At 40.8% G+C, this 17254-nt stretch carries 13 protein-coding genes and 2 pseudogenes; all 15 read left to right on the forward strand.

Going from position 1 to position 17254, the window contains the following annotated elements:
- The first annotated feature begins 32 nt into the window (after nucleotides 1-32).
- The 15 genes and pseudogenes from rsmH (at nucleotide 33) to lpxC (ending at nucleotide 17247) form a co-directional block, all read left to right on the forward strand.
- Complete coding sequence (gene rsmH / locus L647_RS0120400) at nucleotides 33-971, forward strand: 16S rRNA (cytosine(1402)-N(4))-methyltransferase RsmH (protein ID WP_024612661.1); 939 nt, start codon at nucleotides 33-35, stop codon at nucleotides 969-971.
- Nucleotides 968-1297, forward strand: coding sequence for a cell division protein FtsL (gene ftsL, locus L647_RS0120405; protein WP_024612662.1), 330 nt, complete (start codon nucleotides 968-970; stop codon nucleotides 1295-1297). The genes rsmH and ftsL overlap by 4 nt, the downstream gene beginning before the upstream one ends.
- Nucleotides 1294-3111, forward strand: coding sequence for a penicillin-binding transpeptidase domain-containing protein (locus L647_RS0120410; RefSeq protein WP_024612663.1), 1818 nt, complete (start codon nucleotides 1294-1296; stop codon nucleotides 3109-3111). The genes ftsL and L647_RS0120410 overlap by 4 nt, the downstream gene beginning before the upstream one ends.
- Entirely contained in the window at nucleotides 3104-4582 is a 1479-nt protein-coding gene (murE, locus tag L647_RS0120415) for a UDP-N-acetylmuramoyl-L-alanyl-D-glutamate--2,6-diaminopimelate ligase (protein WP_024612664.1), read from the forward strand. Before L647_RS0120410 ends, murE begins: the two co-directional genes overlap by 8 nt.
- Nucleotides 4579-5961, forward strand: a complete 1383-nt coding sequence (gene murF / locus L647_RS0120420; protein WP_024612665.1) for a UDP-N-acetylmuramoyl-tripeptide--D-alanyl-D-alanine ligase — start codon at nucleotides 4579-4581, stop codon at nucleotides 5959-5961. Before murE ends, murF begins: the two co-directional genes overlap by 4 nt.
- Entirely contained in the window at nucleotides 5961-7043 is a 1083-nt protein-coding gene (mraY, locus tag L647_RS0120425) for a phospho-N-acetylmuramoyl-pentapeptide-transferase (RefSeq protein ID WP_024612666.1), read from the forward strand. Before murF ends, mraY begins: the two co-directional genes overlap by 1 nt.
- Nucleotides 7044-8334: pseudogene (murD, locus tag L647_RS01000000124720) on the forward strand (UDP-N-acetylmuramoyl-L-alanine--D-glutamate ligase).
- Nucleotides 8331-9506 carry a cell division protein FtsW gene (gene ftsW, locus L647_RS0120435; RefSeq protein WP_024612667.1) on the forward strand — a complete coding sequence of 392 codons (1176 nt, stop codon included), beginning with the start codon at nucleotides 8331-8333 and terminating at the stop codon, nucleotides 9504-9506. The pseudogene murD and the gene ftsW overlap by 4 nt, the downstream one beginning before the upstream one ends.
- A complete protein-coding gene (gene murG / locus L647_RS0120440) occupies nucleotides 9503-10579 on the forward strand; it encodes an undecaprenyldiphospho-muramoylpentapeptide beta-N-acetylglucosaminyltransferase (RefSeq protein ID WP_024612668.1) in 1077 nt (358 codons plus the stop codon). The genes ftsW and murG overlap by 4 nt, the downstream gene beginning before the upstream one ends.
- Nucleotides 10580-12031, forward strand: coding sequence for a UDP-N-acetylmuramate--L-alanine ligase (murC, locus tag L647_RS0120445; RefSeq protein WP_024612669.1), 1452 nt, complete (start codon nucleotides 10580-10582; stop codon nucleotides 12029-12031).
- A complete protein-coding gene (locus tag L647_RS0120450) occupies nucleotides 12028-12948 on the forward strand; it encodes a D-alanine--D-alanine ligase (protein WP_024612670.1) in 921 nt (306 codons plus the stop codon). Before murC ends, L647_RS0120450 begins: the two co-directional genes overlap by 4 nt.
- Before the next feature lies 1 nt (nucleotide 12949).
- Nucleotides 12950-13729: a cell division protein FtsQ/DivIB gene (locus L647_RS0120455; RefSeq protein ID WP_024612671.1), complete on the forward strand. Its 780-nt coding sequence runs from the start codon at nucleotides 12950-12952 to the stop codon at nucleotides 13727-13729.
- Nucleotides 13726-14958 carry a cell division protein FtsA gene (ftsA, locus tag L647_RS0120460; RefSeq protein WP_024612672.1) on the forward strand — a complete coding sequence of 411 codons (1233 nt, stop codon included), beginning with the start codon at nucleotides 13726-13728 and terminating at the stop codon, nucleotides 14956-14958. The genes L647_RS0120455 and ftsA overlap by 4 nt, the downstream gene beginning before the upstream one ends.
- A 21-nt stretch (nucleotides 14959-14979) precedes the next feature.
- A pseudogene (gene ftsZ / locus L647_RS01000000124725) lies at nucleotides 14980-16231 on the forward strand (cell division protein FtsZ).
- A gap of 104 nt (nucleotides 16232-16335) precedes the next feature.
- Nucleotides 16336-17247: a UDP-3-O-acyl-N-acetylglucosamine deacetylase gene (gene lpxC / locus L647_RS0120470; RefSeq protein ID WP_024612673.1), complete on the forward strand. Its 912-nt coding sequence runs from the start codon at nucleotides 16336-16338 to the stop codon at nucleotides 17245-17247.
- Nucleotides 17248-17254: the final 7 nt, after the last annotated feature.

The following is a 17254-nucleotide window of genomic DNA, read 5'->3' on the forward strand; positions in this document are numbered from 1 at the left end:
TAACAGCACAATAAAAAGGCAAAGAATAGCTAATGACAGCGCAATTTGAACACGTATCCGTTTTGATGGACGAGACCATAGATGCCCTTGCAATTAAGCCAGACGGCATATACATGGATGGCACTTTTGGACGTGGTGGTCATTCAGGCCAAATTTTAGCGCGCCTTGGTGACGAAGGACGCCTGCAAGCAATAGATCAGGATCCACAAGCTATTCAATCAGCTGAAAAGTTTGCTGATGACCCACGGTTTGCAATTGCACACTCTCGCTTTTCAAAACTTTACGAAGTAGCAGAGCAAAACGATCTCATTGGCAAAGTAGATGGTATTTTATTAGACATTGGTGTGTCGTCGCCACAACTTGATGATGCTGAACGTGGTTTTAGCTTTATGAAAGATGGCCCACTTGATATGCGCATGGATCCTACTTCGGGTCGCAGTGCAGCACAATGGTTAGCCGAAGCTGAACTAGATGATATAACCCATGTTATTAAAAAGCTGGGCGAAGAAAAGTTTGGCAAACGTATTGCGCATAAAGTACTCGAAATACGTGAACACACACCAATCACAACTACAAAGCAGCTTGCTGATTTAGTTGACGAAGCGGTACCAGTAAAAGATAAATTTAAACATCCAGCTACACGCACCTTTCAAGCTATTCGTATTTACATAAACAGCGAGCTCGAAGAGATTCAAACTGCATTGCAGTCCGCAGTTAAAGTACTAAAGCCAGGTGGGCGTTTAGTGGTTATTTCGTTCCACTCATTAGAAGATCGTATCGTAAAACAATTTATTAGAAAACAGAGTCGGGGAGAGATTTTACCTAGAGGTTTACCTTTAACTGATGCACAAATAAATAAAAATTTGACGTTAAAAGCAGTGGGTAAAGCAATTAAACCAAGTGCTGCAGAAGTTCAGCGTAATCCACGTTCTCGTAGTTCAGTACTTAGGATTGCACAGAGGCTTGGATGAGTAATAAAGCGAATCATCGTCAACCACCTAATTTATTCTTTGAAATAATTAAAGGCCTGGGAGCTAACAAGCTTACCTCGGTTTTGTTGGTTGTGATATTCGCTTCTAGTTTAACGGTTGTACAAACAACTCATCTTGCTCGTGGGCAGCTAATTGAGCAAGACACGTTATTAGAAGAGCGTGATGAGCTTGATTTAGAGTGGCGTTATTTATTAGTTGAAGAAGAATTTTATTCGCAGCATGCGCGCATTGAAGAAGTGGCTATATCGCAGCTAAAAATGAAACGGCCAACAAGCCAAGATGAACAGGTAATAGTATTACAATGAGAACTCGAGGTAAAAAACCAGCAAATAATTTAATCACATGGCGCTTTATGTTGGTGTGTGGCGTTGTGTTTATGGTGTTTGTAACACTGGTATCTCGAGCTGCTTACTTACAAGTAATTGAACCAGATAAGGCGCGTTCAGAGAGTGATAAGCGAACTGTACGTGTCGAAAAACTTCATGTGCAACGCGGAATGATTTTTGACCGCAACGGTAAAGAACTTGCTGTTAGTGTACCTGTAGTAAGTGTGTATGCTGATCCTAAAGCATTGCGTAAGTCACTTGTTTCTAAAGTGGTTAAACAAGCGCGCAAAGATGGCGAAGATCAAGTGTCTTTAGCTGAAAACGCAGTTGAGCTTGATAAACGCACTGCGCTTTATTATAAAAATGATCTACGTTGGCGTGAACTTGCCGATGTTTTACGCACTGATCCTAAAAAAATAAATACTCGACTTTTAGATGATCCTACTCGTCGTTTTGTGTATTTAAAACGCCAAGTTACACCTGCCGTCGCAAATTACATTGCTGATTTGCGCTTACCGGGTATTCACTTATTAGATGAATCTAAACGTTATTACCCTGCTGGTGAAGTTACTGCCCATGTTATTGGCTTTACCAATATTGATGGCAAAGGAATAGAAGGCATTGAAAAGCTTTATGAAAATGCATTAACGGGCGAAGAAGGCCGTCGTACTATTCGTAAAGATGCACAAGGGCGTGAGGTAGAAGTACTCGATGAACGTGAGCGTGTAGAGCCCGAAAGTATTCAGCTTAGTATTGATCAACGTATTCAGGGTATTGCTTACAAAGCAGTAAAATCTGCTGTACTTACTTATAAAGCGACATCGGGATCTGCCATGGTGGTTGATGTTAAAACTGGTGAAGTACTTGCAATGGTTAATAGCCCATCATTTAACCCTAATAATTTAAATGATGCAGCTCCTCACAAGCGCCGTAATCGCGCAATTACCGATTTGTTTGAACCAGGCTCAACTGTTAAGCCACTAGCCATTTTAGCTGGGCTAGACTACGGCGCAATTAAAGCAGATGACACAATTGATACCTACCCAGGTTGGATGCGTTTAGGCGGAAGCCTAGTACGAGATACTCGTAACCATGGCGAACTAACCTTACGTGAAATATTAAAGTATTCCTCAAACATGGGTGTTGCGAAAGTGACGCAACTTGTACCTAAAGACTACTTAGTCGGTTTATATCAAAAAGTAGGATTTGGAAGTGACACAGGTACGGGCATGGTGGGCGAAAGTAGTGGATTATTTTATCCAAACCGTCGTTGGTCTGACTTTGAAATTGCGACCTTATCGTTCGGGTATGCTATTTCGGTAAGTACTGCTCAAATGGCACGTTTTTATACCATGTTAGGTGCAGGTGGAGTTAATCGCCCTTTGACTATTTTAAAACAAGATAGTGTGCCTGAAGGCGAACGCATTTTTAAGCAAAAAGACGTAGAAGCCGTAGTAAGCATGATGGAAAGTGTGTTTGAAAAAGACGGTACTGCACGAAATATAAAAGTTGATGGTTACCGTGCAGCGGGCAAAACAGGTACTTCTAAAAAAGCTGTTGCTGGTGGTTATGGTGATGAATACGTAGGTTATTTTGCAGGTGTAGCACCGGCGAGTAATCCTCGTTTAGCAGTGGTAGTTATGATTAATGAGCCAGGCGGTGATGTGTACTATGGAGGTGCCACTGCGGGACCTGCATTTGCAGAAATCATCTCTAACGCATTAAGAATATTAAACGTAGCGCCAGACAAGGAAGAGGTTGCGTACGTAAAAGGTAAAGATAACGATGCGTGATTTAAAGGATATTTTAAAATACATCGAAATAGATGCACCCTCGCAACAGGTTAAGCATTTGCGTCTAGATAGCCGTGAAGTAACCCCTGGCGATGTATTTGTTGCAATTAAAGGTCATGAATTAGATGGCGGGCACTTTATTGCCAAAGCAATTGAAAATGGCGCAATAGCTATCATAGCTGATAGATTATGTGAGTTTGAAACAAATTTTGAACCACTGTTTTTAGTAACAGAGCTTGATAAAAAACTGCCAGAATTGGCTAGTCGTTTTTACAATCAACCAAGTCGGAATATTGATTTAATTGGTGTAACTGGAACTAATGGTAAATCGACGACCACTGCAATGATTGCCCATTTGGCGCAATTTTGTAGTACTGAATCAGCTATTATTGGCACACTAGGTTATGGGCATCCCGATAGCCTAATTCCGCTTATTAATACCACACCTTCTACGGTCGACTTACAACACATTTTAAGTGACTTAAGCTCGCAACATAAAAAACTAGTGGCGATGGAAGTATCATCCCATGGTTTAGTGCAGCACCGTGTTGCAAAGTGTGAATTTAAAGCCGCTGTATTTACAAACCTTTCTCGCGATCACTTAGATTACCACGGTGATATGGCAAGTTATGGTGACGCTAAACTAATGCTGTTTCGTGATTTTGAGCCAGAGGTTGTAGTACTCAATCAAGACGATTCTCAAGCTGAGCAATGGCTTGAAAAATATGATTTTGAGAACCTTATTTGTTATGGGCGTAAAAGCCTGCCTCCTAAAAATGCGAAATTTGTATATTTTTCTGACGTTAAATATTCAAGTGAAGGTATTTCGGCGCAATTAACTACAAGCTGGGGTGATGTTGCAATCAAATCTCCATTGTTTGGGGAGTTTAACTTATACAACCTGACTGCGGCTATTGCCACATTATTAGGTTTAGGTTATTCGCTTGAGCAGTTAATTGCTGGTTGTGCGCAATTACAACCAGTTGCTGGGCGAATGCAATCATTTAGCCAAGCAAATATGCCAACGTGTGTTGTTGATTACGCACACACTCCAGATGCACTTGCACTTGCATTACAAGCATTGCAGCAACATGTGCCAGGTGGAGTTAGTTGTGTGTTTGGTTGTGGTGGCGACAGAGATAAAGGTAAACGGGCATTAATGGCACAAGCCGCAGAGCAAAATGCGAATAAAATAATTATCACAAGTGATAACCCTCGCTCAGAAAACCCGAATGATATTATTGCTGATGTAGCTGGCGGTTTAACACATCCTGAAAAAGCGCATTTAGAAGCAGATAGAGCCACAGCAATTAGCTACGCCATTGAAAATGCAACGGCAGATGATGTGATTTTGATTGCAGGTAAAGGTCACGAAGATTATCAAATAATAGGCGATAAGCGCATCGATTTTTGTGATCGCCGTTATATACAAGAACAACTAAAAAAAGCAGTAAGAGGGACTCAAGCATGATCCCAATGGATTTTGATTGGTTAGCCAATGTGCTAGCAACCGATTATCAAGGTGATAATCAACAAGTGCTAAATATAAATACTGATACTCGCACAGTATGCGAAGGCGAAGTGTTTTTAGCGCTTAAAGGACCAAATTTTGATGGTCACAAATTTATAGCAGAGGCTAAACAAAAGGGCGCTATTGGCGTTATTGTTCAGCATAAAGTAGATGTAGATATTCCACAATTTATAGTTAGCGATACGCGTATTGCACTAGGTGTAATTGGCACAGCAGTTATGGCGCAAGTTGCGCCTAAAACAATTGCCATTACAGGAAGTGTAGGCAAAACCACGGTAAAAGAAATGTGTGCGGCAATTTTATCGGTGCACGGTGATGTACTTGCTACTAAAGGCAATTTTAATAACGATATTGGCGTGCCACTAACATTGTTACGCTTAGAGCCACAACATCGCTTTGCTGTTATTGAGCTTGGCGCAAACCACTTAGGCGAAATAGCATATACCACAGCAATGGCAAAACCAGATGTGGCAGTAGTATGTAATGTAGCTGCAGCCCACTTAGAAGGTTTTGGTAGTTTGATGGGGGTTGCGAAAGCGAAAGGTGAGATTTTTGATGGTCTTAAAGGCGATGGTGTCGCCATTGTTAATTGTGACAGTGAATTTAGTCAATATTGGTTAGACAAACTTAAAGGGCGTGATGTTAAGCGCTTTTCAACAACCGAAAAACTCGATATTTGGGCTGAAGATATAACACTTGATGCCAACGCTCGCGCAAGCTTTACGCTTTGTACTAAAGATAAGCAGGTCCCTGTTACTTTAGCATTGCCTGGTAAACATAATATTGGTAACGCGCTTATTGCAGCCGCATTAACTAGCGAGTTTGATGTAACTCTTGAAGACATAGCCAATGCACTTGCCACTATGGGAGATGTAAAAGGTCGTGTAAATTTAATTGAAGTATCTGATTTACTTACCGTAGTTGATGATACATACAATGCCAATGTTAAGTCGGTAAAGGCAGCTATTGATTTGTTAAGCGATATGCAGGGTCATCGTATTTTAGCACTCGGAGACATGGGAGAGCTCGGTGAAGATGCACGTAAATATCATCAAGAAGTAGGTGAATATGCACTGCAAAAAGGTATTGATGAGCTATTTACGTTAGGTGTATTGAGTAAATATGCTAGTGATGTATTTGAAATACCTAATCGCCATTTCTCGAGTCGAGAGCAAATGCAACAAAGAATACAAACGAGTATTAATGAAGTGAATAAAAAAACAACGATAGTAGTGAAAGGATCGCGTAGTTCTCGCATGGAATTATTAGTAACAGATTTAGTTAATGGCCAGCAACAAGCCATCAATGGAGTATCATAATGTTAGTTTGGCTGGCTGAGTATTTAACACAATATTTTAGTGGTTTTCATGTTTTTTCGTATTTAACGCTCCGTGCTATTTTAGGTATTTTAACTGCGTTGGTTATGTCTCTTTATTTAGGTCCTAAATTAATCCGTGGCTTGCAGCGTATGCAAATAGGTCAAACAGTTCGTGATGACGGTCCACAATCGCATCTATCTAAGTCAGGTACACCGACTATGGGTGGCTTACTTATTTTAGCGGCTATTTTTACCAGTACATTACTGTGGGCTGATTTATCGAATAAGTATGTATGGGCAACACTGTTTGTAATTGGCTCGTTAGGTATTGTTGGTTTTGTTGATGACTACCGTAAAGTTATTCGTAAAGACCCTAAAGGTTTAATTGCTAAGTGGAAGTACTTTTGGCAATCGGTAATTGCGCTAGTTGTGGCTACTGCATTGTACTTTACCAGCGCACAAGCTTCTGAAACATCGTTAGTTGTACCATTTTTTAAAGATGTATTACCGCAATTAGGTTTGTTTTATATAGTACTTACGTATTTTGCGATAGTAGGTACTTCTAATGCTGTAAATTTAACAGATGGACTTGATGGGCTTGCAATTGTACCCACTATTTTAGTGGCTTCTGCACTGGCTATCATTGCGTATTTAACGGGTAATATTAACTTTTCAGCTTACTTACATATTCCGCATTTACCATTAGCGAGTGAGCTTGTAGTTGTGTGTACTGCCATTGTAGGTGCCGGGCTTGGCTTTTTATGGTTTAACACTTACCCAGCCCAAGTATTTATGGGCGATGTAGGCTCATTAGCCCTTGGTGGTGCATTAGGTATTATTGCTGTGTTAGTTCGCCAAGAATTACTGCTTATTATTATGGGCGGTGTGTTTGTTATGGAAGCATTGTCGGTAATTTTACAAGTTGGTTCGTATAAACTGCGAGGGCAACGAATTTTTAGAATGGCACCAATCCATCATCATTACGAATTAAAAGGTTGGCCAGAGCCGCGTGTTATTGTGCGCTTTTGGATTATTTCTATTGTGCTAGTACTTGCTGGCCTTGCGACATTAAAGATTCGATAAATGCAGTATTTAAACGAGATAAAAAGCAAACAAATAACAGTGCTCGGACTCGGTGTAACCGGTCTGGGCATTGTGCGTTTTTTATTATCTCAAGGCATTACACCCAAAGTAGTTGATAGCCGAGCAAACCCACCAGGGATTGATTGGCTAAAAGAGCATGCACCAATGCTAAATACGCACTTTGGTAATTTAGATGACGCAGCACTTAGTTCAAGCGATATAATTATTGTAAGTCCGGGGCTTAGCTTAAAAATATCGGCTATTGCGCACGCAATTAACAGCGGTGTTGAAGTTATTGGTGATGTTGAATTATTTGCACGTATAAACACCAAACCTGTAGTTGCAGTAACGGGCTCTAATGGTAAATCAACCGTAGTTACACTTGCTTATGAAGTACTAAAAGAAGCCGGTTACAAAGTTGCATTAGGTGGAAATATTGGCACTGTGGTACTTGATTTACTTAGTGATGATTTTGATGTGTATGTACTTGAGTTATCAAGTTTTCAGCTAGATACAACTACAAGCTTAAAGCCAATTAGTGCGACTGTGCTTAATGTGTCGGAGGATCACCTTGATCGATACGATAGTTACCAAGCTTATATTGACTCCAAACTAAGTATTTATAACTCTGCAGAGCGTGTTGTTGTAAATGCCGACGATATACAAACATACCCAATTAATAGCGGTGTAACACCTCAAGTTAGCTTTGGGGCTCAACATGGTGATTACCATTTGGCGCCACACAATGGTGAAACTCATTTTATTGTTAAAGGCGAAGCTTTTTTACCTGTGAGTACACTTGCGGTAGTGGGTAAGCACAATTATTTAAATGCGCTTGCAGTAATGGCACTTTTAAGCCCGTTTGAAGTAAGCAAAAAGCAATATAAAAACGCGTTAAGTCAATTTAATGGCTTGGCTCATCGTTGTCAATTTGTAGCTGATCAAAATGGCGTTAAGTATTTTAACGATTCAAAAGCGACTAATGTTGGGGCAACTATTGCAGCAATAGATAGTTTAGCAAGTGACGGTGAGAATCTTATTGTTATTGCGGGTGGCGATTCTAAAGGTGCTGATTTAAATGCCCTTAAGCCTTACATAAAACAACATGTTAAAGCGCTAATTTGTTTTGGTAAAGATGCAAATGAGCTAGCTGCAATTACTAATAAAAGCTACTTAACTAATAATATGGAAGAAGCCGTTACTTTGGCTAAAGNCGAGTATTGATATGTACAACAATTATATGCAGCGTGGTGAGCATTTTGTTGAGTGTGTTATGGCGGAGCAATTATGATTGCTTTTGCCGATATTAAAGATGCATTAACACCTAAGCCTTCTGGGCAGCTATACGATGTACCGTTGTTGTACTGCGTAATAATGCTAATTGGTGTTGGTTTTATAATGGTAACCAGTGCATCAATGCCGACAGCTGAGCGATTGTTTAATGACCCTTACCACATAACAATTCGTCATAGCATGTTTTTAGCGATGGCTTTTGTACTTTTTTGGATCACTGTTTGTGTACCAATGGATTGGTGGAAACGGTCAAATCCTTATTTACTAATATTAGGAATGGTGCTGTTAATAGCAGTATTAATTATTGGTAGAGAGGTTAATGGTGCAAAACGATGGATCCCCATTGGACCGGTTGGGTTTCAGGTGGCTGAAGCCGCTAAGTTATACTTTTTTAGTTATATAGCGGGCTACTTAGTTAGAAAGCGCGAAGAAGTACAAGAAAATATTAAAGGGTTTGCAAAGCCAATTGCTGTTTTTGCTGTGTACGCACTGCTTATTTTATTACAGCCAGACTTAGGCACAGTGGTTGTTATGTTTGTAACAACCGTTGGTTTATTGTTTTTGGCAGGCGCTAAGCTATGGCAGTTTTTTGTACTTATCCTAACGGGCATTGGTTTGGTTGTATTACTTATAATTGTTGAACCGTATCGAATGGCGCGTGTTGTTGGCTTTTTAGATCCCTGGGATGATCCCTTTGGCAAAGGCTATCAATTAGTACAATCGTTAATGGCGTACAGCCAAGGCGGTTGGTTTGGTCAAGGCTTAGGTAACAGTGTGCAAAAGCTCCAATATTTACCAGAGGCGCATAATGACTTTATTTTTGCTGTAATAGGCGAAGAGCTTGGCTTAATCGGCGTAGTAAGTATTTTAGTTGTACTAGGCACTTTAGTGTTTAGAGCATTATTAATTGGGCAACAAGCACTTAAATGTGGCAAAGAATACGAAGGTTATTTTGCGTTTGCCATTGGTATTTGGTTTGCGTTTCAAACCATGGTTAATGTGGGCGCAAGTGCAGGTATATTGCCAACAAAAGGGTTAACGCTGCCGTTTATTTCTTATGGTGGATCAAGCCTATTAATAATGACAATAGCCACCGGTATTTTATTGCGCGTAGATTTTGAAACCAAAATGGCAACCAAACAAGCCACCTCACGCGGAGGTAAACGATGAGTAAAAAATTAGTAGTAGTGGCTGGTGGTACCGGCGGACATATTTTCCCAGGCATTGCAGTGGCTGATTATTTAAAGCAGCAAGGCTGGCAAGTTAGCTGGATTGGCACGCCCGATAGAATGGAAGCGACAGTTGTTCCTAAGCATAATATTGATATTGATTTTATTAATGTTAAAGGCGTTCGTGGCAACGGTTTAAATCGCCTTATTAAAGCCCCATTCATGGTACTTAATGCAATATTGCAAGCGCGTAAGGTATTGAAAGAACAGCAACCAGATGTAGTACTTGCAATGGGCGGTTATGTTACTGGTCCAACAGGTATTGCTGCTAAAAGTTTGGGTATTCCATTGGTTATTCATGAGCAAAATGCAGTTGCCGGAATGAGTAACAAATGGCTTGCTAAGTTTGCTAATCGAGTATTAGCTGCTTTTCCTAGTGCGTTTGCAAAGGGACAAGCTGAGCTAGTAGGTAATCCGGTTCGCCAAAGCGTTATTGATATAGTTAAGCGCGATGTATCAAGCCCTATCAATATTTTAGTGGTTGGTGGTTCGCTTGGCGCACAAGTGCTTAATCAAACGTTACCAGAAGCATTTAAAGTACTTGGTAATACCACGCCAATAAGTGTTTGGCACCAAACAGGTAAAGGGCACTTAGACTCTGTAGAAGCGGCTTATAAAGCGCATGAGTTTGCTGATGCAGGTATAAAAGCAGCAGAATTTATTGATGATATGGACGCCGCTTATAGTTGGGCTGACATTGTAATTTGTCGCGCAGGCGCATTAACGGTTAGCGAAATTGCCGCTGCAGGAAAAATGGCTGTTTTTGTACCATTTCCTCATGCGGTTGACGATCATCAAACAGCAAATGCACAATATTTAGTGATGGCTAATGGTGCATTGTTAATGCCACAAGGGCAGTTCAATAAACAATCAATAGTTGAACTTTTAAGCCCATATTTAGCCCAACCTTCATTAATCACTGAAATGGCTGCTAATGCTAAAAAACAAGCCATTTTAGATGCCACAGCAAGCGTAGCTGCGCACTGTGAGCAAGTATCAAATAAGAGAGTGTAAGTGAAACAAACGTCAGTACAAGAAAAACACACACGACCTGCAATGCGTCGAATCGAGACTATCCATTTTATTGGTATTGGTGGTGCGGGTATGGGCGGTATTGCTGAAGTACTCGCTTTTGAAGGCTACCGTATTACAGGTTCAGACATTGCTCACAGCGCAATGACTGAGCGCTTAATTAAAGCGGGCGCAGAAGTATTTATTGGTCATCATGAAAATAATGTAAAAGATGCCAACGTGGTTGTTGTTTCAAGTGCTATTGACGAAACAAACCCTGAAATTATTGCCGCTAAAGCAGCAAGAGTTCCCGTTGTACGCCGTGCAGAAATGCTAGCTGAGCTTATGCGTTTTCGACACGGTATAGCTATTGCGGGTACGCATGGGAAAACAACAACAACAAGTTTAATTGCGAGTATTTATGGGCAAGCAGGGCTCGATCCAACATTTATTATTGGCGGTTTGCTAAATAGCGCAGGTAGTAATGCCAAAGTTGGTAAAAGCGACTTTTTAATAGCAGAAGCTGATGAAAGTGATGCGTCGTTTTTACATTTACAACCAATGGTATCGGTGATCACAAACATTGAAGAAGATCACATGGAAACCTATGGCGGTAGCCTTGAGAAAATGAAAGACACTTACGTGGATTTTATTCATAACTTACCGTTTTATGGTTTAGCCGTTGTATGCATTGACTCTGAAGTTGCTAAAGATTTAATTCCTCGTTTTGGTCGCCCTGTAATCACTTACGGTGAGGCGAGTGATGCAGACTATCGCATGAGCGATTTTAGCCAATCGGCTAATACGTGTAAGTTTACGGTTACTAACAAACAAGGCGAGAGCTTAACGCCAACCTTGAACATGCCAGGTAGGCACAATGCACTTAATGCAACCGCTGCTATTGCCGTTGCAAAAGATCAAAATATTGCTAACTATGCAATTTTAGAAGCGTTGCAAAAGTTTGAAGGGATCGGTCGACGTTTTCAGCATTACGGTGACTTTGAAAACGAACGTGGCAACATTATGTTGGTTGACGATTATGGTCATCATCCATCAGAAGTAGCTGCAACAATTGCAGCAGTACGTGAAGGCTGGCCCGATAAGCGCTTAGTAATGGTTTATCAACCACATCGATTTACGCGTACTCGCGATTTGTATGAAGACTTTGTAAAAGTATTAGCTGATGTTGATCAGTTATTATTACTTGATGTGTATAGCGCTGGTGAAGAGCCAATTGTAGGCGCAGATAGTAAAAGCCTATGCCGTAGCTTACGCCAACGTGGTAAAGAGCCGTTACATGTAGCTTCAAGTTCAGAGCTTGCAGGTGTGTTGGCTGACTGTTTGCAAAATAATGATTTAGTATTAACCCAAGGTGCAGGTAATATAGGGCAATTAGTAAAAGCTTTAGCTGCAACGGGTATGTCGATAGAAAAACTTAAACAAGGTGAAGTATGACTCAGGCAAATGCACAATTTGGAAAAGTAGCGGTGTTGCTAGGTGGAAACTCAGCAGAGCGTGAAGTGTCATTAAAATCTGGTCAGGCTGTTTTAAATGCACTGCAAAATTGCGGTGTTGACGCGATTGCGTTTGATCCACAAAGTCGTTCTTTATGGGAATTAAAAGAGTTAAATGTAGAGCGTGTGTTTATTGCTCTGCATGGTCGTGGTGGCGAAGACGGCACGGTACAAGGTGCACTTGAATTTATGAACCTACCTTATACAGGCAGTAACGTATTAGGTTCGGCACTTGCTATGGATAAAATTCGCTGTAAGCATCTATTTAAATCAGCGGGCTTGAGTACCGCACCTTACGCGGTAGTTGATGCCAAAAAAGGTTTTGATGCAACCGCGATAATGAATAAATTTAAAAAAGTAATGGTTAAGCCATCGCACGAAGGTTCAAGTATAGGCATGGCACAAGCAAGTACAGCACAAGAACTTGAAGATGCACTTGTTAATGCATTTAAGTTTGACAGCCAAGTACTTGTTGAACAATGGATTACAGGCAGAGAATTTACTGTCACTGTGTTAGGTGACGATGTACAGCCTGTGATTGAAATGACGACACCAAATGGTTTTTACGATTACCAAGCTAAGTATCAGTCAAGTACAACGCAATATCATTGCCCTGCTAATTTATCAGAGCAAGATACCAAGTATTTACAAGCAATATCGCTTGATGCATTTGACCTTGTAGGTGCAAGTGGCTGGGGTCGGGTAGATGCAATGCAAGACGAGGAAGGCAACTTTTACCTGTTAGAGGTAAATACAGTGCCAGGAATGACTGAGAAATCGCTAGTGCCTATGGCGGCAAAAGCAAATGGGGCAAGTTTTGAGCAATTAGTTGTTCGCATTTTGGAGCAAACGCTTTAATATGCATCCCCTTTTAGAAAAAGCGCTACAAATCAAACAGCAACTAAATTGGTCGCTGATTTTTGGGGTCAGTTTTTTTCTGGTTGTCGTTATTAGTTTGGTACAAATAACCACGGGTGTGTCTGATTGGTTAGTAGAAAATAAAGATGCCCAAATAAAGCATTTAACGGTGCAAGGAAACCCAAAGTACACAGATGAAACTGCAATAATAAAAGCTATAAAAAAAGCAGATTTAAGTAGTTTTTTTGAATTAGACGTAAAGCACGTGCAGCAACTTGTACAAGATTTACCTTGGGTTGCTACGGTTTCGGTACGTAAACAGTGGCCCGATACAATACAAGTATATGTAGTTGAACATGAAGTAGTTGCGCATTGGAATAGTGATTTATTGCTTAATCAAAGTGGTGAAGCTTTTCAAGCGAGTAGTGACAAATTGAGTGATGATTTACCTCAGTTATTTGGACCTGAAGGCAGCGAAGAAGAAGCATGGGTTGCCTTTAAACAGTTTGATGAAATGCTTAAGGTAAACTCTTTAAAATTAAAGAGTTTAGCGTTATCAGAGCGTTTCTCGTGGCAGTTGTGGTTAGATAGCGGAGTGCGTTTAAATTTAGGGCGCAAAGATAAAGCCAAGCGTGTACAACGTTTTATAGACGTTTACCCACGAATGGAACAACGTGCAGATGCACAAGTAGATACAATCGATTTACGGTATGATACCGGCCTTGCGGTGAGCTTTAAGCCAGTGCAAGAAGAACAATTACAAAATAAGAGTAAGGCATGACTAAGTCAGCAGAAAGAAACCTCGTGATTGGATTAGACGTTGGTACCTCGAAAGTGGTTGCCACGGTAGGTGAAATCACCGCAGATAACAAGCTCAGCATTGTTGGTGTGGGTAGCCAAGTATCCCATGGTATGGATAAAGGTGGCGTTAACGATTTAAACTTAGTGTCTGAATCTATTCGCCGAGCAATAGACGAAGCCGAATTAATGGCTGACTGTCGTATTAGCTCTGTGTACCTTGGTATTTCTGGCAAGCATATACAATGTCAAAACGAAAGTGGTGTGGTGGCAATTAACAACACTGAAGTAACTGACGAAGACATTGAAAATGTGATTCATATTGCGCGCTCTGTGCCTATTTCGGCTGAGCGAAAAATGCTGCATGCATTACCACAAGAATACAGCATTGATATGCAAGAAGGGATTAAAAACCCACTAGGCATGAGCGGTGTTCGAATGGAAGCACGTGCACACATTATTACGTGTTCAAACGATATGGCTAAAAATATCGAAAAATGCGTAGAGCGTTGTGGCTTAGAAGTAGACCAGCTTATTTTTACTGCGTTAGCTTCATGTTATTCAGTGCTTACTGCAGATGAAAAAGAATTAGGTGTAGCGGTACTTGATATTGGTGGCGGTACAATGGATATCACCATTTATATTAATGGTGCACTTCGTCACTCAGCTGTAATACCTGTAGCGGGCAATCAAGTTACTGGTGATATTGCAAAAATATTTCGTACACCTATATCACATGCAGAGTCACTCAAAGTACAATACGCATGTGCTAGTAGCCAAATGGCCAGTAGTGAAGACACAATTGAAGTGCCAAGTGTAGGCGGACGTCCAGCACGACTTATGTCTCGTCACACATTATCAGAGGTTGTAGAGCCTCGCTTTAGAGAATTATTTGAACTAGCGATGGAAGAAATTCGTCGTTCAGGTTTAGAGGATCAAATTGCAGCAGGTCTCGTTATTACTGGCGGGACAGCTAAAATGACTGGTGCGATGGAAGTGGCTGAAGACATTTTCCAAATGCCAGTAAGAATAGGTAAACCAATCGGGATAGTTGGTTTAACGGACTACGTAGATGATCCCTCGTACGCAACCGTTGTTGGTTTGTTACAATACGGGCGTACTATGCGAACGATGAATGCACAAAAATCGAAAGCAGAGGACAACAATAATTGGTGGAACCGCATTACTAAATGGTTTCAAGGCGAGTTTTAGTACTCAAGTCGGAGAGTAAACATGTTTGATATAATGGAACAACACAGCGAAGAAGCTGTAATCAAAGTAATTGGTGTGGGCGGCGGTGGCGGTAATGCTGTTGAGCACATGGTAAAACAACAGATTGAAGGCGTACGTTTTATTGCTGCAAATACGGATGCGCAAGCATTACGTAATTCATCTGCAGATATTACAGTACAACTAGGTACGCAAATAACCTCTGGGTTAGGTGCGGGCGCAAATCCTGATGTAGGTCGTCAATCGGCTGAAGAAGATGCAGATACTATTCGTGCAAGCCTTGAAGGCGCCGATATGGTATTTATTGCTGCCGGTATGGGTGGTGGTACAGGTACTGGTGCAGCACCAGTAGTTGCAAAAATTGCTAAAGAGCTTGGTATTTTAACTGTAGCTGTAGTAACACGTCCTTTTGATTTTGAAGGTAAGAAGCGTGCAGCAGCAGCTGAACAAGGCATTAATGAATTGTCAGAAATTGTAGACTCTCTTATTACAATTCCGAACAATAAACTGCTTAAAGTTTTAGGAAAAGGGACTACACTTCTAGATGCCTTCGCTAAAGCAAATGACGTATTATTTGGTGCGGTTCAAGGTATTGCAGAATTAATTACACGTTCTGGTTTAATTAACGTGGATTTCGCCGACGTAAGAACTGTAATGTCAGCGATGGGTACTGCAATGATGGGGACGGCGTCTGCGTCTGGNTGGTCCAGATCGTGCACAAGAAGCTGCTGAAGCGGCTATCTCAAGCCCACTACTAGAAGACGTTGATTTAACAGGTGCTAAAGGTATCTTAGTTAATATCACCGCTGGTATGGATATTGCGATTGAAGAATTTGAAATTGTCGGTAACCACGTTAAAGCGTTAGCATCAGAAAACGCAACAGTAGTTGTTGGTGCAGTAATTGACCCAGAAATGACAGATGAACTACGTGTAACTGTTGTTGCAACTGGTTTAGGCGGCGATCGTCGTCCACAGTTTGGTATTGTTGATAACGGCTTTAAAAAAGCATCAGGTTCTGATGTCGATAGCTCATCAAACCAAACAAGTAGCATGTACGTACCAAGCTTTGCAAGTCAAGGTACAAGTTCTGAAGAAAGTACTACTAATGCGCAAACGCAAAGCAAAGAGAAAGTTGCTTCAACTAGCTCAAGTAGTAATACAGGTTCTTCAGCACAAAATAGCAAAAAAGCGGATAAATCAGAAGGCGGTGATTATTTTGATATTCCAGCTTTTTTACGTAAACAGGCTGATTAATAAAAATAGCACTTTTGTTTGTAATTTGAACAAACATTGGAAATTAAGCTTATTTATGTTAATATCTGCCGTCTAACTGTAACTAATTTTAAGTGAGCGAACCTATGATTAAACAGCGTACGATTGCCGAAGTAGTCAAAGCCATAGGAATTGGACTTCATAAAGGTGAGAAGGTCACAATAACTCTCCGACCTGCGAGCGCAAATACTGGGATTGTATTTCGTCGTGTCGACCTTGATCCGGTTGTTGATTTTGAAACAACACCTGAAGCCGTTGGTGATACGCAGTTGTGTACCTGTTTAATTAACAAAGATGGTGTTCGCTTATCGACTACTGAGCATCTTATTGCCGCTGTTGCTGCAATGGGAATTGATAATCTAATTGTAGAATTAGATAGCTCAGAAGTACCAATAATGGATGGTAGTGCATTACCATTTATTTACTTGTTACAAAAAGGCGGTATTGAAGAGCAAAACGCTGCCAAGCGCTTTTTACGTATTAAAGAAAAAGTACGCATTGAAGAAGGTGATAAATGGGCTGAAGTTGAACCATATGATGGTTTTCATATCGACTTTGAAATTGCCTTTGATCACCCAGCTATCAACGAAAGCCGTCAACGTGTTGCTTTAGACATTACAACACGTAGCTTTACAGAAGAAATTAGCCGTGCGCGTACTTTTGGTTTTATGAAAGATATTGAATATATGCATGCAAATAACCTAGCTTTAGGTGGCAGCATGGATAGCGCAGTAGTGCTAGACGAGTTTAAAGTTTTAAACCCGAACGGTTTACGCTACAGCGATGAGTTCGTTAAGCACAAGATACTAGACTGTGTTGGTGACATGTTTATGACAGGTCACAACCTTTTAGGTAAAGTGACTGCGTTTAAATCAGGTCATGATTTAAATAACAAATTACTTCGTAAAATTATGGCTACAGAGTCAGCATGGGAGTGGGCTACATTCGAAACGCCTGTGACGATGCCTGCACCCGGCCTTGAATTAGCGCCAGCCTAATTTACTA

The organism is Pseudoalteromonas sp. TB64 (assembly GCF_000498095.1).
Lineage (GTDB): Bacteria > Pseudomonadota > Gammaproteobacteria > Enterobacterales > Alteromonadaceae > Pseudoalteromonas.

Coding starts and splice junctions, on each gene's coding strand:
- murE (WP_024612664.1), top strand. CDS start 3,104: ATGCGTGATTTAAAGGATATTTTAAAATACATCGAAATAGATGCACCC.
- L647_RS0120455 (WP_024612671.1), top strand. CDS start 12,950: ATGCATCCCCTTTTAGAAAAAGCGCTACAAATCAAACAGCAACTAAAT.
- L647_RS0120450 (WP_024612670.1), top strand. CDS start 12,028: ATGACTCAGGCAAATGCACAATTTGGAAAAGTAGCGGTGTTGCTAGGT.
- ftsA (WP_024612672.1), top strand. CDS start 13,726: ATGACTAAGTCAGCAGAAAGAAACCTCGTGATTGGATTAGACGTTGGT.
- ftsW (WP_024612667.1), top strand. CDS start 8,331: ATGATTGCTTTTGCCGATATTAAAGATGCATTAACACCTAAGCCTTCT.
- L647_RS0120410 (WP_024612663.1), top strand. CDS start 1,294: ATGAGAACTCGAGGTAAAAAACCAGCAAATAATTTAATCACATGGCGC.
- rsmH (WP_024612661.1), top strand. CDS start 33: ATGACAGCGCAATTTGAACACGTATCCGTTTTGATGGACGAGACCATA.
- lpxC (WP_024612673.1), top strand. CDS start 16,336: ATGATTAAACAGCGTACGATTGCCGAAGTAGTCAAAGCCATAGGAATT.
- murF (WP_024612665.1), top strand. CDS start 4,579: ATGATCCCAATGGATTTTGATTGGTTAGCCAATGTGCTAGCAACCGAT.
- ftsL (WP_024612662.1), top strand. CDS start 968: ATGAGTAATAAAGCGAATCATCGTCAACCACCTAATTTATTCTTTGAA.
- mraY (WP_024612666.1), top strand. CDS start 5,961: ATGTTAGTTTGGCTGGCTGAGTATTTAACACAATATTTTAGTGGTTTT.
- murG (WP_024612668.1), top strand. CDS start 9,503: ATGAGTAAAAAATTAGTAGTAGTGGCTGGTGGTACCGGCGGACATATT.